Below are 19,928 nucleotides of genomic sequence, written 5' to 3'. Positions count from 1 at the left end.
GGACGCTCGACATCCCGAAGGGCGCCTTCATGGCGTCACACCGCCCAGGCCGTCACCACGTCGGCCAGCACCGCCAGCGGCAGCGAACCGTTGCCGAGCACCACGTCGTGGAACGCGCGGATGTCGAACCGGTCGCCGAGCGCCTCCTCCGCGACACCGCGCAGGCGCTGGATCTCCAGGCGCCCCACCATGTACGACAGCGCCTGCCCCGGGTACGCGATGTACCGGTCGATCTCGTTGGCGATGTCGAGGCCGGACATCGGGGTGTTCTCCCGCAGGAAGTCCACGGCCTGCTGACGGCTCCAGCCAAGGGCGTGCATACCGGTGTCGACGACGAGCCGGCCGGCGCGCATCGAGTCCATGGCGAGCATGCCGAGCCGGTAGGTGTCCGACGAGTACAGGCCCATCTCCTCGGCCAGCCGCTCGGTGTACAGGCCCCAGCCCTCGGCGTACGCGTTCGGGTTGACCACGCGGCGGAACATCGGCAGGTGGGTCAGCTCCTGCGCGAGCTGGATCTGGAAGTGGTGCCCCGGCACGGCCTCGTGGAACGCCATCACCTCGGACACGAACCGGTCGCGTTCCTCGGCCTTGTGGGTGTTCGCGAAGTAGATGCCCGGCCGCTGCCCGTCCATCGACGGCCACAGGTAGAACGCGGCGGGCGCACCGGGTGCGTCGGCCGCCGGGACCGCTTCGATCTTGCACTGCTGCGACGCGAGGCGCCCGAACCAGCCGGGCACCGCGGCCTCCGCGCGGGAGACGGCCTCCTGGGCCGAGGCCAGCAGCTCGTCCGCGTCGCGCCAGCGCATGGCCGGGTCGGTGGTCATGCGCGCGAAGATCTCCGTGCGGTCGCGGGTGCCGAACACCCGCTCACCGACCTCGGCGTACTCCTCGGTGAGCCGCTCGATGATGTCGAGACCGGTCTGGTGCAGGTCGTCTGGCGTGCGGTCGGTGGTCGTGTGCACGCGGGCGAGCGTGCGGTACAGCTCGTCGCCGCCGGGCAGGTGGCACACGCCGACCTTGTCGTCCGGCCTGCCGTGCTGCAGGAACTCGTCGGCCAGCGCCTGCTTGTACGCGGCGAACGCCGGGCGCACGACCGTCGCGAGCACCTCCTCGCGCGCGGCCGCGAACGCCTCCGGCACCTCCTGGCGCGCGAGCGGGTCGGTCTCCGGCGCGGCGAGGTAGCGGTCCAGGTGCGCGATCGCGTTGCGGACCAGCCGCTCGACCGGCACGCGTCCGGCGGCCACGCCCTCGCGGTGCCGCGCGGCCACGGACTCGAGGTACGCGGGCACCGCGCGCAGCCGCGCGAGGTAGTCGTCGCGGGCCTCGTCGTCGTTCAGCGGCACCATCGGCAGCGTCATGATCAGCTCGGCCGCCGGCGCGATGAACAGGTCGCTGATCGTGAACTCGATCTGGCGCGAGTCGATCTCGTCGATCATCTGGCCGGCGTGGTGGATGACCATCGCCCTGGTCACGGCGTCGTCGACGGACAGGCCTGCCGGGTCGACGGCGGTGGTCCTGGCGGCGACGTCCTCGATCCGCACACGGAGGTCGTCCTGGGCGGCGGCGGACCGGTCGGCCAGCTCACGGCCGTGGCCGGGGACGCCCAGGATGGAGGCGTACATCGGGTCGGCGCGGAAGACCAACTGGAGGAGCTCGTCAGCGAGCTGCGGCACGGTGTTCGTCACGGCGGCCACGCTACCTGGGCGGGGCCTGCTGGTACTCCCGCCATTTCCGCATCAGTTCCGGCATCTGCTCCCGGAGGAACTCGAAGAACTGGCGGCTGGTCTCCAGCCGCCGGCCCGCATTCGTGTCGTGGCCGACCGCGGCCACGCCCTCGGCCATGACCTCGGCCCACGTCTTCATCTGCGTGTCCCGGTTGGCGAACGCCTCGTACCAGAGGTCCTCGGTGACCTCGTAGTGATCGCGCCGCTCGCCCGGGTCGCGGCGGCGCACGATCAGGCCGACCTGCACGAGGTAACGCACAGCGCCCGAGATGGCGGCCGGGCTCACCCGGAGGTTGTCGGCCAGCGCGCCCGCGGTCAGCTTGCCGTCGTCGGTCACGAGCAGCGCGCCGAAGACCCGTGACGGCATGCGCCCGAGACCGGCGTCGGCCAGCAACAGGGCGAACCGTTCGACGAACCGGTCGACGTCGCTGGGCTGGTCCTCGGGAGCACTGGTCACGTTCTGCATCTTCTCCTCCGGCCGTGTGATCGCCATCAGTTTATACGTTTTCTTAACTTCACAACTTTGTGAAGCAACACTACGGTCCGAAGCATGACAACCGCAATTTCCGTGTCCGGTCTGGTCAAGACCTTCGGCCGGACGCGCGCGCTCGACGGACTCGATCTGACGGTGCGCACCGGGGAGGTACACGGCTTCCTCGGCCCCAACGGGTCAGGCAAGTCCACCACCATCCGGGTGCTGCTGGGCCTGCTCCGTGCCGACGCGGGCGAGACCCGCCTGCTCGGCGGGGACCCGTGGGCGGACGCCACCTCCCTGCACCGCCGCCTGGCCTACGTGCCGGGTGACGTGTCGCTGTGGCCGAACCTGTCCGGCGGTGAGGTCATCGACCTGCTGGGCCGCCTGCGCGGCGGCCTCGACACGCGGCGCAGGGCCGACCTGCTCGAGCGCTTCGACCTGGACCCGACCAAGAAGGGCCGGACCTACTCGAAGGGCAACCGGCAGAAGGTCGCCCTGGTCGCGGCGCTCGCGTCGAACGTGGAGCTGCTGATCCTCGACGAGCCGACCTCGGGGCTGGACCCGCTGATGGAGGCCGTCTTCCAGGACTGCGTCACCGAGGAGCGCGAGCGCGGCCGCACCGTGCTGCTGTCGAGCCACATCCTCGCCGAGGTCGAGTCGCTGTGCGACCGGGTGAGCATCATCCGGCTGGGGCGCACGGTCGAGACCGGCACGCTGTCCGAGCTGCGCCACCTCACCCGCACGTCGATCGCCGCGGAACTGGCGGCCGCCCCGAACGGCATCGCCGACCACCCCGGCGTGCACGACCTCAAGGTCGACGGCTCGCAGGTGAGGTTCGACGTGGACACCAAGGAGCTGGACAGCGTCCTCAAGCGGTTGACCTCGGTCGGCGTGCGCAGCCTGACCAGTCAGCCGCCGACGCTGGAGGAGCTGTTCCTCCGCCACTACGAGGCGGACATGGCCGCCGAGAACGGCAGGCACGGGGGAGCGCGGAGCGACCAGAACAACACAGGGGTGGCGAAGTGACCGCGACCCTTGCCCCACCCGTCACCGCGCCCGCGACCCGGCAGCACGAAGGGTTCGCCGGCACGGGCACGCTGCTGCGGCTCGCGCTGCGCCGGGACCGGATCGTCGCGAGCATCTGGATCCTGCTGTTCGTGATCATGGCGGCCAGCTCGTCGTCGGCGTCGCAGGACCTCTACACCACGCTCGAGTCGCGGGTGCGGGCCGCGAACGCGGTCAACGACACCCCCGCCACGCTCGCCCTGTACGGCCGGGTGTTCGACCCGACCTCGCTCGGCGCCGTGTCGCTGATCAAGCTCGGCGCGATGGGGGCCGCGCTGGTCGCACTGGTCGCGATCTTCACGGTGGTGCGGCACACCCGCGCCGAAGAGGAAGCGGGCCGCCTGGAGCTGCTGGGCGCGGCCGTGGTCGGCCGGTACGCGTCGCTGACCGCCGCGCTGCTGCTGGCCACCGGCACCTCGCTGGTGCTGGCGCTGCTGACCGGGCTCAGCCTCATGGGCACGGGCCTGCCGGCGGCGGGTGCGCTCGCGTTCGGGCTGTCCTGGGCCGGTGCCGGGATCGCGTTCGCCGCGGTCGGTGCGCTGGCCGCGCAGGTCACCGAGAGTGCGCGGACCGCACGCGGCCTCGCGGCGGCCGTGCTCGCGGCGGCCTACCTGCTGCGGGCGGCGGGTGACGCGACCGGCACCGACACGTCGACCTGGCTGTCGTGGGTGTCGCCGATCGGCTGGGCGCAGCAGGTGCGGCCGTTCGCCGGGGACCGCTGGTGGGTGCTGATGTACCTCGTCGCGTTCGCCGTGCTGGTGGCCGCCGGGGCGTACGCGCTGGCCGCCCGGCGCGACCACGGCGCGGGCCTGCTCGCGCAGAAGCCGGGCAGGGCGACGGCGAGCCCGTCGCTGTCGAGCCCGCTGGCGCTGGCCGTGCGGCTGCAGCGCGGCAGCGTGGTCGGCTGGCTGGTCGGCATGGCCATCGGCGGTCTGGTGCTGGGCAGCATCGCGTCGCAGGTCGGCGAGTTCCTCGACACCGACCAGGCCCGCGACATGATCATGAAGCTGGGCGGGGAGCGCGGGATCGTCGACGCGTTCCTGTCGGCGGAGATGGGGATCCTCGCCGTGGTCGTGTCCGCCTTCGGGATCTCGTCGGCCATGCGGCTGCGGTCGGAGGAGACCGCGCTGCGCGTCGAGCCGATCCTCGCGACCAGGATCGGCAGGTTCCGCTGGGCGGCGAGCCACGTGGTCGTGGCGCTCGCCGGGACGACCCTGCTGATGATCGCGGTCGGCGTGTTCGGCGGGTTCGCGCACGGCGCCGCGAGCGGTGACATGGGGGCGATGGGCCGCGTGGTGGTGGCCGCGCTGGTGCAGCTGCCGTCGGTGTGGGTGCTGACGGGGATCACCGTGCTGGTGTTCGGCGCCGCGCCGGGGCTCGTCATGGCCGGCTGGGGCGCGCTCGTGGCGTTCCTGCTGCTGGGGCAGCTGGGGCCGATCTTCGAACTGCCGCAGTGGGCGATGGACATCTCACCGTTCACGCACACGCCGAAGCTGCCGGGCGCGGAGTTCACGGCCACGCCGCTGGTGTGGCTGACGGTGGTGGCCGCGGCGCTGGTCGCGGCCGGGCTGGCGGCCTTCCGCCGCCGGGACGTCGGTTGACCCGTGTGAAGGAGGCCCGGGGAGCCGGGCCCCTTCACACCGTGCCGATCCGGCTCACCTTCCAGCCGTCGTCGGTGCGCTCGAGGTCGGCGGTCACGCGGGTCTGTTTCCTCGTCGGCTGCTGTCCGTCGACGGTGACCTCGACGGACACGGCGGCGATCAGGTGCGCGGTGCCCGCCCGCTCGTCGAGCTCGGTGAGACCCGCGTCGAGCACGTCGGCGGTGGACGTGGACTTCGCGTCCGCGATCCGGGTGGCGTTCTGCTCCCGGGTGTCCCGCAGCTCGGTCAGCAGCTCGCCGGTCGCGACGGACTCCCAGCGGTCCAGGCCCGCCTCGACCTCGCGGTGGTCGAGGGTGTTGAACACCTCGACGGCCGCCTCGCCGTCGGCCAGCGCGGTGTCCCGCTCCTCGGCGAACCGGGTGTCGGCGGCCTCCGCCGAGGTCGTCGGCGCCTGCTCGCTCGTACCGCTCTCCCTCGTGGACACGACGACGATCGCCAGGACGCCGCCGACCACGAGCAGCGCGGCGATACCGATGATCGCGAACAGGTTCGCCCGGCTCTTCCTGGGCGGCGGGTAGGTCATCGATCCTCGTAGAGGTCGATGCCGGCGAACTTCCATTCGCCGTCGACGCGGTGCATCGTGGCGCGGAACGCCGCCGTGCTCGCGGTCTTCCGCCCGGTGGCGGCGCTGCCGGCCTCCTGGTCGAGGAACACGAGCACCCCTGCGCTGTCGTCGTTCAGCACCTGCACGGCCGACTCGACGACCGTGCTGGTCAAGGTCAGCTGCTGTGCTGTCGCCTGCGTGCCGACCGCCGAGAACAGCTCGCCGTACCGGCTGCTGAACGCGCCGGTGGTGAGGCGGCCGAACGTGGCCTCGTGCGCCGCGAGGTCGGTGTAGGTGTACGAGAACAGGTCCTCGCTGATCGAGGTCGCCGCGTCGATCGCCGCGCTGGTGGCGGCCGCGTCGATGAGGGCGCGGTTGCCCGGCCCCACGTCCTCCTCCTGTGCGGCGCTCGACACGGCAGCGATCGGCGACGTGCCAAGGACGACGGCCAACACCACGGCCGACCGACTGATCCCCCAGCGTGACATGCGAGCTTGTATATCAGGAATGAAGCACGGACCTGGGCGGTTGACGCAGTTCGGGTCACGACGACGCTGATGGGGGTGGTGGCGGTTTCCGCGCCGAAGGAGCGACTGCCCAGCGAGGTGTGGGTGCTCGTCGCGGCCAACTTCGTCATCGCCGCCGGGTTCGGGCTGGTCGCGCCGGCGCTGCCGACGTTCGCCAGGTCCTTCGACGTCAGCGTCACCGCCGCGTCGGTGGTCGTCAGCGCGTTCGCGGTGGCGCGGCTGATCTTCGCGCCTGCCAGCGGGCGGCTCGTCTCGATGCTCGGTGAACGTCGCGTGTACCTGACGGGAATCACGATCGTCGCCATCTCGACCGGTGTGTGCGCGTTCGCCGCGAACTACTGGCAGCTGCTGCTGTTCCGGTCGCTGGGCGGGATCGGGTCGACCATGTTCACGGTGTCGGCGATCGCGCTGCTGATCCGGCTGACGCCCACGCCGCTGCGGGGCCGCGCCTCCGGGCTGTGGGGCACCGGGTTCCTGACGGGCAGTGTGGCCGGGCCGTTGCTCGGCGGCGGCCTCCTGACCATCTCCCTGCGTGCCCCGTTCCTCGTGTACGCGGCGTTGCTGCTGCTCGCGGTACTCATCGTGTGGTGGTTCCTGCGCAACTCGACCCTGGCGGCGAAGGCGGACGCCGAGTCGTCGACGTTCACGGTGCGGGAGGCGCTGCGGCACCGGGCGTACGTGGCGGCGCTGGGTTCGTCGTTCGCGAACGGCTGGGCCGTGTTCGGCGTGCGGGTGTCGCTGGTGCCGCTGTTCGTGGAGGAGGTCCTGCGGCGGGACGGTGCGTTCGCGGGCACCGCGCTGGCCGTGTTCGCCGTGGGCAACGTGCTGATGCTGCTGGTGTCGGGCCGGATGGCCGACTCGTGGGGCCGCAAACCGACGGTGCTGCTCGGGCTGCTCATCTCGGCGGGCGGCACCATCTGGGTCGGTTTCACGGCCGACGTGCCGACGTTCCTGATCGCGACCGTGGTGGCGGGCCTCGGGGCCGGGCTGTTGTCGCCGCCGCTGCAGGCGACGGTCGCGGACGTGATCGGGTCCAGGGGCCGTGGCGGTCCGGTGCTGGCGACGTTCCAGATGACGGCCGACATCGGTGCCGTGCTGGGACCGATCGTGGCGGGCCTGCTGGCGGACGGGCTGTCGTACGGGGCGGCGTTCGCGGTGACGGGGTCGTTGTGCGCGGTGGCCGCGTTCGCCTGGTTGCCCGCACCGGAAACCCTGCCTGCCAAGACGACACCCGAGCCTGCGCCCTCGGTGTCCTGAACGGTCGCACGAGCACCACGTTCTGCCTTGCGGGGCAGGGCGGCTGCCCGGCGCGGAGCCACGGGAAGCGTGTCCGCGCCGGAAGTGGTTCCCCCGTGTGCACGAACGCCCGACGCGACCTCGCACCGCGCTGCCGCGGTGTTGTACTCGCCGATATGGAACGCGCCGACCGCTCGCCACTACGCCCCGGTCCCTCGCTGGCCGCCGTGCTCGCGCTGTCGGCCACGGTGCTCGTCGTCCCGGTCACGGCGCCGCCCGCGCCCGGCACGCCACCCTCGGCCGCCGACAACCCGGCGGTCCCGGACGGCACAGTCCCGGACGGTACGGTCCCGGACGGTACGGCGGGATGGCCCAACGCGACCGCGCCGGAGGCGGTCGTCCCGTTGCCGATCAGCAGGGTCAGTCCGGGCGGGAGCGCGGCCACCGGACCGTACTCGGGACTGGCCGGGATTCCCGCGAGCGTCTACCCGGCGTACACCCGGGCGGCGGCCCACTTCGCGACGACACAACCGGACTGCGGGCTGCCCTCGGTCCTGCTGGCCGCGATCGGGCGCGTGGAGTCGGGACACGCACGGGGTGGCCGGGTCGACTCGCGGGGCACGACGCTCACCCCGATCCTCGGCCCCCGGCTGGACGGCGGTCCGGCGCTGGCGGCCATCCCCGACACCGACGGCGGGGGCTACGACGGTGACACGGTGTGGGACCGCGCGGTGGGCCCCATGCAGTTCATCCCCGGCACCTGGCGCGGCTGGGCAGCCGACGGGAACGGCGACGGCGTGGCCGACCCGCACAACGTCCACGACGCGGCCCGCGCCGCCGGCGCCTACCTGTGCGCGGACGGCCGCGACCTGTCCACGGAGCAAGGGCTGCGGGCGGGCGTGCTGAGTTACAACCGGTCGGAGTCCTACCTGCACCTGATCCGGCGCTGGATGGCCGTGTACGAGCGAGGCGTCGTCATCGGACCGGTGGGGCCCGCCGGACCGTCGGCCCCCGAGGCGGGTGCCGGCAGCCCCGGCTCGGCGACCGGCACCCCGGTGACGGCTCCGGCGCCGCGGCCCGCCACGCCGCCGGCGACGCGTCCCGGGCCGCCGGAGCCCGCGCCCACCACCCCGGCCACGCCGCCGCCGTCCCCGTCTCCTTCCCCGTCCCCGGACCCTGCCGGGCCGGTCACGACCACGGTGACCGACGTCGTCGCAGGGACCCTGTGCCTGGTCGACGGGATCGTGGTGTCGGTGACCACGACCACCACCAGCCTGCTGGGCGGCCTGCTCGGGCAGCCGGTCAGTCCCGGACCCGCCGAGGGGTGTCCGAGGGCGAGCTGACCCCGTGCTCTGCCGCGACCACGTCCTCCCACCCACCGGTGGGTGCGCCGCCGTGCACGAGCCGGGTGGCGAGGTGGAGCGCGAGCCGCTCGTCCGGGTCGTTCATCTCGACGTCGAGCAGCGTCCGGATCCGGTCCAGGCGCGCCAGCACGGTGTTGCGGTGCACCCCGAGGCTCAGCGCGGTCGCGGTCGCGGACGACTCGTTGTCCAGGTAGCAGGACAGGGTGATCGTCAGGTACCCGGACATGTCCGCGGACGTGAGTGGCAGCAGCAGCCGCTCGGCGAGGTCGACCTGCGACGGGGTCGCGTGCTGGTCGGACAGCAACCTCTTGACGCTGCTCGCACCGATGCGTTCGACCGCGCCCGCGACGTTGCGCGCGGCGGCCATCGTGCAAGCCCGCCGCGCGTCCTGCAGCGAGTCGCGCAGTCCCCCGGTGCCGTTTCCCGGCACGCCGACCCCCGCGCACATCCGCACACCGGGGCAGGACCGCTCGACGTCGAGCAGGACACCCCGCATCGTCCGCAACAGCGTGCCGTCCTCGTCCGGGTCGAGGTCGGTGAACCACACCACCCAGCCGTCGTCGCGGGGCACCGGGTCCGCGGCCAGGTCACGGGCCTCGAGCGCGGCCCGCAGGCGGTACCGGACCGCCATCCCGGTCGGCTCGTGTCCCGTCGCCCGGACGTGGACGCCGGTGTGCCTGCCACCCAGGCGCCAGCCTGCCGCGGTCGCCTGCTCCAGCACCTCGGAGCTCGGCGCGTCCGCCTCGGCGAGCAGCCTGGCCAGCAGCCCAGCGCGGGGCTGCTGCTGCCGCTCCAGTACGACGGCGACGGTGGCGAGGTGCGCGACGAACGCCCACGCCGCGACGCTGAGGGACACGCTGGTGGTGCGCGCGTAGGCGACCGGCCCGTTGGGCACCACCGCCACGAGCCGCAGGTTCAGCGGGCCCGTCGGTCCGAGCCGTACTGGCTGGATGATCAACAGCGAGTCGTCGTCCAGCGCGCGCACCTGCTGGGTGTGCCCGCCTCCCCCGGCCGACGGCCCGCACGCGCGCCGGAACGCCTGCGACCGCACCACCTCCGCGGGCAGGTTGCCGACGGCCAGCCGCCCCTCCGCGTCGAGCAGGCCGACCCGGCAGCGCAGGGTGGTGGACAGGACCCGCACCATGCCCTCCGCGTCCGACACCGTCGAGCACAACCGGTGGGACACCGTGTTGATCAACGCCGCGTCCGGCAGGTCCGGGGACCGCACGAACCGGTCCATGGCGGTCACGAGTCTTCGCACGTCGACGTTCTGCCCGGTCAGGACGAGTGGCAGGCCGGACCGCGCGACCAGCTCCCGGGTGGTCGCCGGGAGCTGGTCGGCGGATCCGTTCACCAGCAGGCCGCTGGCCCCCTGGCTCGCGGCGCGGACGATCGTCCCGGCCAGGTTCGGGTCGGACGCGGCGAACCGGGTGTGGTCGAGGACGGCGAACTCCCCCGGCCGCAGCCCGGCGATCTCGTCGTGGGCGCTCACCGCGACGACGGAGCGCACGACGCGGTGCGCCAGGTCGCCGGTGGTCACCACCTCGTGCCCAGGAAGGAAACCGAACGCGAGCAGGTTGCTGAGCGTCATCGACACGACCGCGACTCCTCACTCCTCGCGATCCGCCCTGCGTCATTCGATTGTCATGTCGACCGCTGGGCAACACCGACCAGCGCCGGATCAGCCGTTCGCACGACCATTCCGGCACTCGAAAAGCGGCGGATCATCATCACACGTCCGGCATAACGAGCACCGAGGCGCGCGGTTACGCTCACGCCCAGGTCAGCACGCCCCGCACCGGTGTGACGGACCCCGCCGCCGCTTTTGCGCGGAATCGACGCGGGAATCGACGGGCCGGTGTCGCGACGGTTTCGGTAATCGGAACAACTGCTTTCTTCATTCGTGATGATTTCGTGGCCCACACGGTGTTGCGCCGACTCAGATCAGCCCTTCCCGCATCGCGAACGCCACCGCGTGCGTGCGGTTGCGGAGGTGGAACCGGCTGACCACGTCGTGCAGCGCGTTCTTGATCGTGCGTTCCGAATAGGACAGCTCCTGGGCGATCTCGCGGACCTCCATGCCCTGGGAGATCATCCGGAGCACCGCGGCCTCGCGGTCGGACAGGCCGGTGAACTTCAGCCCCTTGGGTGCCAGCACCTGGTGCTGCAGGCGGTTGACCTGCTCGAGGAGGCGACCGACGAGCTTCGGCGAGAGCACCCCGCCCATGGTCGACGCCTGGGTCACCGCCGTCACGAGTCTCTCCGGCGTCGCGTCCGCTCTCGCGACCACGCCGCACGCACCCGTCTCGATGACCGACAGCAGCGCGGCGTCGTCGATCGTGGACACCACGAGGATCACCTGCCGGTTGCCGTGGGCCCGCAGTTCCCGCGCCAGCTGGAGCACCTGGTCGTCGACGATGTCGTGGACGACGACGCAGACCGCCGCGGGCGACGGGTCGGCGACGAGCTCGACCTCCGGGCGGGAGCGCAGCTGTGTGGCGACCCCGGTCCGCAGGATCGGGTCGGTCGACGTCACGTGAACGGGGATTCGGAGAGCCATGATTCACCTCGTGATCGACGGGGAGCGGTGCACGTCCACTGTCGACACGGTGCTCAACACGCGCTCAACACGGCTGCACACGCGCTCACCGCGCTCACTCACCGGACGAGGGCCGCCGTGAAGTCGCCCGTCGGTGTGCACGGGTCCCTGCGGTTCGTGCACACGACCGCGAGCGTGATCCGCTCCCCCGGGCCGACCAGCGGCGGGTCGTCCGGCACGAAGGTCAGCTCGTCGTTGCCGTCGCGGTTGATCACGGCCAGGTCCACCGTGCCGACGACCGAGGAGCCGTGCCTGATCTGGAGCTGCCCGGTGTCGGCGGCGGGGTTGCGCAGGACAACGGACAGCACGCGGTACCGCACCCCGGCCGGAACCACGTAGGAGAACAGCTGCGGCCCGCCGCCCACGTTCGGGTACGCCCGCGTCTCGATGCGGAACCGGCCGGTCACCGCCCTGCCCCCGGTGGGCGCCGACACGCTCGGCCCGCCGCCACCCGCCACCCGGCTCGTGCCCGGCGCCGAGCTCGGCGCGGAACTGGCGGTCGTCGACGCGGCGGAACCGGTGGTGGTGGTCACCGCCGAGCTGGACGGCCGCTCCGGCGAGGGGCCCGCGATGGAGACCGGCTGCTGGCGCAGCAGCAACGTCACGATGATCACCAGGACCATGAGCAGCCCGAAGAGGATGGACACCAGCCAGAACACCCGCCGCGGGATCAGTGCCTTCTGGTCGAGGCGGGCGTCGAGCTCGATCTCCTGCGCGTCCGGCACCGCCACGACGATCTTGAACGGCAGCGGGACGTTCTCGCCCTTCCAGAAGTACTTCCTCGGCCGGGCGTCGACGCGCGCGAAGGTCGTGTGGCCCAGCGGCAGTTCGAGGCGCGCGGGTTTGTGCCGGAAGGTGAGGCGCTCGTCCTTGTCGACCGCGCCCACCTCGACCTTGACGGGGTGGTTGCCCAGGTTGTCCAGCGCGAGGGTGTGCCTGCCGATCCGGCGTGCCGTCGACGTCTCCGGCACCACCCCGGCGGCGACCTCGGTGAACGGCTCGACGGTGACCACGCCCTCCTGCACGACCGAGCCCGCCGGATCCTCCCGCGAGGCGATCCGCAGCGCGAACGGGTGTTCGCCGGCGGGCACCTCGTGGGACCGGGGTGGCCGGAAGGTCAGCTCGACGCTGACCTCCTGCCTCGGCATCAGGTTGGCGACGGCAGGCTTGATCTCGGTCCAGTCCGCGGGGGCGCCGCGGACGGTGAAGACGAACTGGTCCACCACCGCGGAGTTGTTGCGGATCAGCACATGGCACCGTGCGGCCCCGCCGGGGGCGACCACGACCGCACTGGTGCGGAGGAGCGCGCTGACAGCCATGCGTCACAGCATGTCCTCGGCCCGCGCGCCAGGGCAGCCGCCGCCGAACCAGTCGCCGGGACACGATCCGCTGACCTGACGGGCACGTCCGCCCAGCGGCGAAGGCACCCGTTCGGCGCATCGCGCGTGGCCACACGCGATGTGCGAGTTGCCCACGGCGACCCGCTCCGGTGGGCAGATCGTCTGCTGACCGGTCCCGCCGCGACAGGCACAGTCGCTGGTGTGCTCAACAGTGACGCCCACAAGGCCACCACACCCCGCGGCGGCCTGCTCGACCGGAACGCGGTGCTCGACGACCTCAACGCCGCGGCCGGGACGCGGCTCCGCCTGCTCACCGGGCCCGCGGGCGCCGGCAAGTCGGTCCTGGCCGGCCAGCTCGCGGCCGCGGGCGGTCCGCGTCATCTCCTGGTCAGGTGCACGCACCCGGCCAGGACCGGCCTGGTGCGTGCGCTCGCCCCCCTCATCGACTCGCAGGCACGCGACATCGAGGGCCTGCTCACCGACCTCGGCCGGGACGACCGCCCCACGACCGTCGTGGTGGACGACGCCCACGCCTTGCACACCACGCCGGATCTCGGCGACCTGAACCGGTTGCTCACCGAGGCACCGGACCACGTGCGGTTCGTCGTCACCATCCGGGACGCCCGGCCGCTCGACCTCTCCGACGTGCCGGGGTCCGTGCACCGGCTGGGCTACCAGCAGCTGAGGTTCACCGCGCAGGACGTCGCCCTGCTGTTCGACACCGTCTACCACGCGCCGGTCCCCGACCCGGAAGCGTTGTGCGAACAGGTCGAGGGACTGCCCGTCGCGTTGCGGCACCTGCACCTGGACACGGTCAGGATGTCCGGTGCGGAGCGGAACGCGGTGCTGCGCGACCCGGTGAACGGCTCGGAACGCCTGCGCGAGTTCCTCACCCGCGCCGTGCTCGGCGTGCTGCCGGGGGACCTGCGGGACTTCATGGTCGACGTCAGCCCGCTCGGCAGGCTGAGCGGCAGGCTGTGCGACGCGCTGCTCGGCGCGGAGGACAGCGAGGAGCGCCTGACCGAGCTCGCCGCGCGGGAGGCACTGACGTTCCACGTGGGGTTGACCGAGTTCCGGTTCCACGCCCTGTTGCGCGGCCTGCTCGAACTCCAGCTCGCCGAACGCCGCGGCCCGCACCTGACCCGCCAGACCTACCAGACGGCCGTGGCGCTCCTGACCGACGCGGGCAAGCTGACCGACGCCTACCGCTGCGCGGCCCGCGCCGAGGACTGGGTCACCGCCGCCCGCCTCGCCCACGAGTACGGCCTGCCCACCACCGGTCTCGACGATCCGTGGGTCGTCCTCGCGGAGGCGCGGCGGCTGCGTGCGGCAGGCCACTTCGCCGAGGCCCACGCGCGCTACGCCGAGGCCGCCGCCCGGCTGCCGGAGGGCCCGCTGCGCTGGCAGTGCGAACACGAACGGATCGCGGCCTCGCACTCGATGCGCGACCAGCCGGACGCGGGCGTCCCGGTGGCGTCCGACGTGGTGGGCCACCTGACCGAGGCGCTGCGGGAGCACCCGGCCAGGATGGTGGCGCTCGCGGTGCCGTCCGCGAGCCCGGAGTGGGTCCTCGCCCGCGCGGTGGCCGCCATGGTCGACGGGCGGATCGACATGGCCGTCGAACTCGCCGAGCCGCTGGCCGGCGCGCCGTCGCCGTTCGCCTCGCTCGCGGCCCGGCTGCTGACCACCGCGATCAGAACCGCCGTGTACGGAAGTGGCACGGTGGCGCAGTTCTACGCGCTGGCCGGAGAGGCGGAGGCGGAGGGCTGGTTGTGGCTCGCCAGGATCGCGCGCGCGACGACCGCGGTGCTGGAGCCCTCGGCGTGCGCGGACGCCGCGGCGGCGCTCGCGGAGTTCGAGGCGGCCGGCGACGACTGGGGCTGCCTGATCGCGATCCTGGTGCTGCTGATCGGCCAGCTGCGGGCCGGCCAGCCACGCGACCCCGGTGTGCTGCGGCGCACCCTGGTGCGATTACGCCGGATGCGCGCCCCGTTGCTGGAGATGTGGCTGCGGGCACTGGTGGGTCCGGAGATCGAACGGATGGAGGCCGGGGACCCGGCGCTCGCCGCGACCGCGCCGGCACGGCCGTGGGCCAAGGACATGCTCGGCCACAACTGCCCGGCGATCGTCGCGGTCCTCAGCACGCCGCCTGCCGCCACGCACAGGTCGGGACTGACCCTCGCGTCCCCGCCCGAGCGGACACCGCCGGTCGCGGTGCGCTGTTTCGTCACGTTCGAGGTGGACGTGCACGGCGAGCCGGTGCCCCTCGACGGGCTGCGCGCGCAGGCCCGCCGGGTGCTGCGCGTGCTCGCCGTGCACTACGGCCAGCCGATCCACGAGGAGCGGCTGGCGGCGGTGCTGTGGCCGGACACCGCCGTCAAACCGGCGAAACGAAGACTCCAGGTCGCCATCTCCAGCCTGCGTGCGCTGTTCCGCACGTACCTGCCGGGCGACCGGCACGGCGGAGTCGTCCGGCACGGCAGCGCCTACCTGCTGCGATTACCGGCCGGCTCGACCGTCGACGTGGTGGAGTTCGCCGCGGCGATGCGGGAGTGGCGACGCGGACAGCATCTGCGCGACCCGCACCACGTGCGCGAGGTCGGCACCAAGGTGCTCGACCTGTACCGGGGTGAGCTCCTCGCCGAGGAGGGCTCCGCGGAGTGGCTCCTCGCCAGGCGCGAGTCGTTGCGTGGCGAGGCGATGGGGGTGGCCGTGGCCCTCGCCGGCATGGAGCTCGACACGGGTGACCCGGCCGCCGCGGCGGCGGTGTGCGAGCGGGCACTCGCCATCGACGACCTCGACCACCGCCTGTGGACGGTGCTCGCCGACGCCCGCGCGCGGCTCGGGGACGGCGACGGGGCGTCGCGGGCCCACGACGCCTACCGCGCACTGCTGGCTGAGGGCTGAGGGGCTGGGGAACCTTCACTTGAGCGCGAAGAACTCCAGCTCGCTGATCGCCACCGTCTGCCGTTCCGTCCCGCTGTAGACGTCGACCACCTCGATGGTCACCGAGGTCACCAGCGTGGAGTTGGACAGCTGCAGGTTCTGCTCGCCCCGGGTGTCGATCGGCAGCACGTTCTCACTCTTCCCGGTGCTGTAGGTGAGCCGCAGGATCGACGGGCGGCCGTTCTCCGTGAACTCGTCGGCCGCGCCGGAGTGGATGATGATCGAACGCAGCAGGTAGCTCTCGTCGAAGCGGACGGTGATCTTCGGCCGGTTGCCGCTCAGGTCGGCGGCCCAGTAGGTGTCGTCGTAGGTGTCGATGAGCAGTCTGGGATCGTGCCCAGGGAGAGCGCTGAGCGAGGTCAGCGCGGCGGGCCGCACCGGGTCCATCGTGGGCACGATCTTGCGGTACAGCGCACGCGTGTTGTCGATGATCACGGCGCGGAACGGCGGGTAGAGGGCGTACACCAGGCCGAGGGTCAGGCCGAGGATCACGATCGCGGCCCGGACCCGCCGGAAGGTCAGCCGCATCAGCCACGAGCGGCGGTTGCGGGTGCCCTTCGCGCCCGGCCGCGTGCCGAGCGGGTACTTCTTGCGCCGCCGCCGGAAGACGCGGCGCCACCACACCAGGCGCACGACTCCCGCGTCCGCCAGCGACTCGCCGCACCGGCTGCAGAAGTTCCGCGACGGCGCGTTGCCCTCCCCGCAGGCAGCGCACACCAGGTCGTCCGGTTCGAGCCTGCGGCTCGGCTTGGTCCGCACGACGGCACGCGTCTTCTTGATCGCGGGGGCCGGCATCAGCTCGGGCGGCTCGTCCGGCCGCGCGGTGGCAAGCCCGTCGACCGGCTGGGCGAGCGCGGACACCAGCTCCGGCGCGGGCGGCGGCGGTTCGGCGACCGCCTCCCCCTTCGCATCCGACGGCGAGGCAGTCGCGCCAGGCGACGGTGACTTCGCACCAGGCGGCGGAGGCGGGGCCTTCGCACCCGGCGGCGGCGGAGGCGGGGCCTTCGCACCCGGCGGCGGAGGCGGCGGCGCTTTCGCACCCGGTGGGGGTGGCGGCGGCGACTTCGCGCCAGGTGGCGGAGGTGGCGGCGACTTCGCGCCAGGTGGTGGCGGAGGCGGGGCCTTCGCACCCGGCGGAGGTGGCGGCGGGGCCTTCGCGCCCGGTGGTGGTGGAGGCGGCGGCGCTTTCGCACCAGGCGGCGGTGGCGGCGGCGTCCTCGCACCCGGTGGCGCGGGCGGGGGCTCGGGTGGCGGTGGTTCCGCTTCGGACGCCCAGGTGGCGACCACGGCCGCCGACGGTGCACGCGGTGCCACCTGGACACGGGCGGGCAGCCAGGACCGGACCTTCGCGCGCACCCGCTGCCACCAGGTCAGCTGCTCCCCGGCCGTGGGCGGCGGTGCCTCCACCACCACGACGACCTCCGGCGGCGGGGTCACCTTCTCGCCGTTCCATTCGAGGAACCGGCCGCAGTCGCCGCAGAAGGCGTGCGTCTCGTCGTTGTGGTTGCCGCACATCGCGCAGACGATCATGGGAGCACTTCCAGTGTGTGCGCGACGTGCACCGGCTTCGCGGCCCGGATCACCGCGGCGACGGCCTCCTCGGAGATCACCGACGGCTCGCGCGTGCGGACCACCACCCGCACCCAGTGCTCCCCGTCGTCGGCGACGTCCGGCCGGGGGCGGGCCGACCAGGACACCCCACCGCTCTCCTCGATCTCGACGTCACCGTCGAGCACGACCGCCAGATGCCTGCGCAGCCCCGCCATCGTGCCCCGCATGCGGAACAGGTCGACCGCCTCCGCGACCACCGCGCGCTGCGCCGTCATCGGCCAGCTCTCGTCGAGCAGCACACCGAACCAGCTCGACAGCCACCGCACGAACTCCTCCGGCGCCAGCAGCGGGTCCACATAGGCGTGCACGCAGTCGATGACGTTGATCAGGGAGGCCAGCACGTCGTCGAAACCCGCCGTCCACCGCACCGCGCCCTGGCTGTCGGCGTAGACCGCGGGCAGGTAGTCGATCAGCGGGTACGGCGACGGGAGTGGCTGTTCCTCGGCGACTCCGATGACCGTCGTCATGACTTCTCCACCCGCACCTGGTGGTCGTAGGAGAACACCAGCCCGCCCGGCCCCACCTGCAGGCGCGTGCTCTCGTTGCCGCGCTCGCCGGTGACCGGGTTGGCGCCGTAGAGCCGGACGTCCTCGGCCACGTCCACCCCGCGCACGGACTGGAGCAACGCGAACACCTCCCCGTGGGTCACCCGGCGGCCGAAGGGCCAGCCAGTGCCGTCGGGCCCGCCGGTGAGCGGGTTCAGATAGCTGTACAGCGCGCTCAGCGCCCGCGTCCTGATCTCCTCGGGGTCCAGCCTGGTCCGCGCCACGAGCCGGGCGACGACGGTGATGCCGCGGTAGCGCGGCGGTTCGACGAGCACCCTCGTGCCGACCAGGCGGACCTCCTCGAGCCGGTCCGCGATCCGCGCCAGCGTGGCCTCGCCCGGCACCAGGTCGGCGAAGGCCAGTTCGCCGCCCCGGTGTGCGGCCGCGGGCACCACCAGCACCTTGACCGAGCCCGTCGGGACGTCGTCCTCCCCCGCGGTCACGCAGTGGATCCGCGCCACCTCCGGTGCGGCTTCCCTGGCGATCGCCTCGTAGTCCTCCGCGGTCACCGCCCGGCTGCGGGTCCGCAGCATGATCGGGCCGCGTGCCTTCGCCTCGTCGAGCGTCTCCCCGTCGACCCCGCCCGCGGCGGGGTGCAGGTTCGTCACGCCGGACACGAACGGGATGGACGCCTTGAGCGTGTCCACGGCGAACCTCGCGACGTTCCCCCGGGCGCCGCCGCCGTGGTAGTAGCTGCGCATGCGGACACGCGTCCCCCGCGGGGGCACGGCGCCGTGCCTGCGCAGGCCGCCGTCCTCGAGACGGGTCGCGGGGCCGAACTCGACCTCGCCACCGACCGCGTCCAGCACGAAGTGCCGGTCTTCCCGGCCGGACGCGGCGAAGCTCTCCACCGCCGTCCACTCCTGCCAGCCCTCGTCGGTCGCCACCTCCAGCACGGGCGCGTGGCTGCCCGCGAGCACCGGGCCGCGCAGCAGGGAGAACCGCTGCCCCGGCGTGCCTTCGGACTCGCCGAGCTCTTCGAACTCCACCAACTCGCCGTGCACCGCGGTCACGGACCCGCCGACGGTGCCCGCGCGCATGGACCGGATCACCGGGCTGGAGCTGTACGCGGGCTGGCCGGGCAGCGGCTCGACCACCCTGATCCGCAGCCACCCGGCCCGCTGCTCGTCGATCACGCTGGCGCGGTGCCCTTCCGGCACGTGCACGACGACGCGCCCCGGCCGGTTCAACCCGCCGGTCTCGTCGGTGGTCAGCTCGCACTCGGTCCAGCCGTCACCGGTCCACGCCTCCCACACGATCGGCGGGTGCAGCGGGTTGACACCCACGCCCGAGGTCCTGCTGTCGACGTCGATGCGCACGGCGCACGACGAGGCCTCGTCGACCAGCCCGATCAGCAGCACGTCGTCCAGCTTGGGCGGCTCACTGAACGCCTCGAACTCCTTGCCGAGCTCGACCACACCGGTCTGGTTCTCGCTGCCGACACCGGTGCCGCGGATCCGCCGCACCGCCGCGACGGCCGTCGGGCGCAACGGCAGGTCCGCCACGGTGGAGAAGACGATCGCCTCGTCGCTCTCGGTGCGCGTGGTGGACACCTTGGTGCCCGCCCGGATCACCAGCGGCGCCCTGGCCGGGGTCGACAGCCAGAACGTCACGCCCACCTCGGCCGGGGTGGGCGGCAGCATGCGCAGGCCCAGCAGTTCCAGGAACTTCACGTAGAGGCGGTCGGGCACCCGGTTGAGGCGGTAGCAGAGCTGCTCGGTCATGAACGCGAACGTCTCGATGAGCGTGACACCGGGGTCGGACACGTTGTGGTCCGTCCACTCCGGACACCGCCGCATCACGTACTTCTTCGCGTCGTCGACGAACTCCTGGAAGCGGCGGTCGTCGAGGCTCGGTGCGGGAAGGACCATCAGTAGTCTCCCTCGTCGGGAATCGTGTAGAAGGGGTGGACGAGGTTCCGTTCGTCGTTCTCCCCCTTGATCCGGTACGTGATGTCGATCAGCAGGAGGGACGGCTGGTCGAGGTCGGCGCGGACGGTGACGTCCTCGACGGTCACCCTCGGCTCCCACAGGTCCAGCGCGGACCGGACCTCGCTCTCGACCGCCGCGAACACCTCGACGCTCGCCCCCTCGAACGTGAAGTCCCGCAGCCGGGACCCGAACTTGGGGCGGAACGGCCGTTCGCCCGGATAGGTGTTTAGCACCAGCGCCATGGCCTGTTCCAGCTTGCGCGGACCGCTCGCCGTGGCGACGGTGCCGTTGACCGTGAAGTCGAGCGGGAACGACCAGCCCCGGCCGACGAACTCGTCGTGCAGCAACGGGAACCTCATC

At 72.6% G+C, this 19,928-nt stretch carries 17 protein-coding genes; 5 read left to right on the top strand and 12 right to left on the bottom strand.

The window, feature by feature from the left end:
• Positions 1-35 precede the first annotated feature (35 nt).
• Positions 36-1,622, bottom strand: coding sequence for a DUF885 domain-containing protein (locus FHR82_RS16135; RefSeq protein ID WP_184811563.1), 1,587 nt, complete (start codon positions 1,620-1,622; stop codon positions 36-38).
• A gap of 73 nt (positions 1,623-1,695) precedes the next feature.
• Positions 1,696-2,217 (bottom strand): GbsR/MarR family transcriptional regulator, encoded by a 522-nt coding sequence (locus tag FHR82_RS16130; RefSeq protein WP_225944032.1) that lies wholly within the window; start codon positions 2,215-2,217, stop codon positions 1,696-1,698.
• Positions 2,218-2,274: 57 nt separating this feature from the next.
• Between FHR82_RS16130 and FHR82_RS16125 the strand changes: the two genes are divergently transcribed.
• Both FHR82_RS16125 and FHR82_RS16120 read left to right on the top strand, forming a co-directional pair.
• Positions 2,275-3,225 (top strand): ABC transporter ATP-binding protein, encoded by a 951-nt coding sequence (locus tag FHR82_RS16125; RefSeq protein WP_184811181.1) that lies wholly within the window; start codon positions 2,275-2,277, stop codon positions 3,223-3,225.
• On the top strand, positions 3,222-4,865 hold the full coding sequence (locus tag FHR82_RS16120; protein ID WP_311771104.1) for an ABC transporter permease: 1,644 nt from the start codon (positions 3,222-3,224) through the stop codon (positions 4,863-4,865). The genes FHR82_RS16125 and FHR82_RS16120 overlap by 4 nt, the downstream gene beginning before the upstream one ends.
• 34 nt (positions 4,866-4,899) lie before the next feature.
• Here FHR82_RS16120 and FHR82_RS16115 read toward each other — a convergent pair whose 3' ends face one another.
• The gene (locus FHR82_RS16115) at positions 4,900-5,448 is read right to left on the bottom strand and encodes a hypothetical protein (protein WP_184811180.1); all 549 of its coding nucleotides are present in this window, start codon (positions 5,446-5,448) and stop codon (positions 4,900-4,902) included.
• A complete protein-coding gene (locus tag FHR82_RS16110; protein ID WP_184811179.1) occupies positions 5,445-5,957 on the bottom strand; it encodes a hypothetical protein in 513 nt (170 codons plus the stop codon). The genes FHR82_RS16115 and FHR82_RS16110 overlap by 4 nt, the downstream gene beginning before the upstream one ends.
• 69 nt (positions 5,958-6,026) lie before the next feature.
• Between FHR82_RS16110 and FHR82_RS16105 the strand changes: the two genes are divergently transcribed.
• Together FHR82_RS16105 and FHR82_RS45220 are read left to right on the top strand one after the other, a co-directional pair.
• A complete protein-coding gene (locus FHR82_RS16105; RefSeq protein ID WP_184811178.1) occupies positions 6,027-7,253 on the top strand; it encodes an MFS transporter in 1,227 nt (408 codons plus the stop codon).
• Positions 7,254-7,408: 155 nt separating this feature from the next.
• Positions 7,409-8,575, top strand: coding sequence for a lytic transglycosylase domain-containing protein (locus FHR82_RS45220; RefSeq protein ID WP_221463796.1), 1,167 nt, complete (start codon positions 7,409-7,411; stop codon positions 8,573-8,575).
• On the opposite strand, the gene FHR82_RS16095 is transcribed toward FHR82_RS45220, so the two are convergent.
• The 4 genes from FHR82_RS16095 to FHR82_RS16080 form a co-directional block, all read right to left on the bottom strand.
• Positions 8,535-10,187: a PucR family transcriptional regulator gene (locus FHR82_RS16095; RefSeq protein ID WP_192772873.1), complete on the bottom strand. Its 1,653-nt coding sequence runs from the start codon at positions 10,185-10,187 to the stop codon at positions 8,535-8,537. The genes FHR82_RS45220 and FHR82_RS16095 overlap by 41 nt on opposite strands.
• Positions 10,188-10,240: 53 nt before the next feature.
• Positions 10,241-10,519, bottom strand: a complete 279-nt coding sequence (locus FHR82_RS16090; protein WP_184811176.1) for a hypothetical protein — start codon at positions 10,517-10,519, stop codon at positions 10,241-10,243.
• A 16-nt stretch (positions 10,520-10,535) separates the two neighbouring features.
• Positions 10,536-11,156: a helix-turn-helix transcriptional regulator gene (locus FHR82_RS16085; protein WP_184811175.1), complete on the bottom strand. Its 621-nt coding sequence runs from the start codon at positions 11,154-11,156 to the stop codon at positions 10,536-10,538.
• A gap of 98 nt (positions 11,157-11,254) precedes the next feature.
• The gene (locus FHR82_RS16080) at positions 11,255-12,514 is read right to left on the bottom strand and encodes a COG1470 family protein (protein WP_184811174.1); all 1,260 of its coding nucleotides are present in this window, start codon (positions 12,512-12,514) and stop codon (positions 11,255-11,257) included.
• Between the two features lie 222 nt (positions 12,515-12,736).
• On the opposite strand from FHR82_RS16080, the gene FHR82_RS47440 reads away from it, so the two are divergent.
• A complete protein-coding gene (locus FHR82_RS47440; protein WP_184811173.1) occupies positions 12,737-15,442 on the top strand; it encodes an AfsR/SARP family transcriptional regulator in 2,706 nt (901 codons plus the stop codon).
• Positions 15,443-15,457: 15 nt separating this feature from the next.
• On the opposite strand, the gene FHR82_RS16070 is transcribed toward FHR82_RS47440, so the two are convergent.
• From FHR82_RS16070 to FHR82_RS16055, 4 genes are read right to left on the bottom strand one after another with little or no spacing between them, the layout of a single operon-like run.
• Positions 15,458-17,011 (bottom strand): NADase-type glycan-binding domain-containing protein, encoded by a 1,554-nt coding sequence (locus tag FHR82_RS16070; protein ID WP_184811172.1) that lies wholly within the window; start codon positions 17,009-17,011, stop codon positions 15,458-15,460.
• Positions 17,008-17,559 carry a phage tail protein gene (locus tag FHR82_RS16065; RefSeq protein ID WP_184811171.1) on the bottom strand — a complete coding sequence of 184 codons (552 nt, stop codon included), beginning with the start codon at positions 17,557-17,559 and terminating at the stop codon, positions 17,008-17,010. The genes FHR82_RS16070 and FHR82_RS16065 overlap by 4 nt, the downstream gene beginning before the upstream one ends.
• Positions 17,556-19,508 carry a putative baseplate assembly protein gene (locus FHR82_RS16060; RefSeq protein ID WP_184811170.1) on the bottom strand — a complete coding sequence of 651 codons (1,953 nt, stop codon included), beginning with the start codon at positions 19,506-19,508 and terminating at the stop codon, positions 17,556-17,558. The genes FHR82_RS16065 and FHR82_RS16060 overlap by 4 nt, the downstream gene beginning before the upstream one ends.
• Positions 19,508-19,927 carry a gp25 family contractile injection system sheath assembly initiator gene (locus tag FHR82_RS16055; RefSeq protein WP_225944031.1) on the bottom strand — a complete coding sequence of 140 codons (420 nt, stop codon included), beginning with the start codon at positions 19,925-19,927 and terminating at the stop codon, positions 19,508-19,510. Before FHR82_RS16055 ends, FHR82_RS16060 begins: the two co-directional genes overlap by 1 nt.
• Position 19,928 lies beyond the last annotated feature (1 nt).

It is taken from the genome of Actinophytocola algeriensis, assembly GCF_014203735.1.
Lineage (GTDB): Bacteria > Actinomycetota > Actinomycetes > Mycobacteriales > Pseudonocardiaceae > Actinophytocola > Actinophytocola algeriensis.
This window is presented reverse-complemented; position numbering and strand designations above follow the sequence as displayed.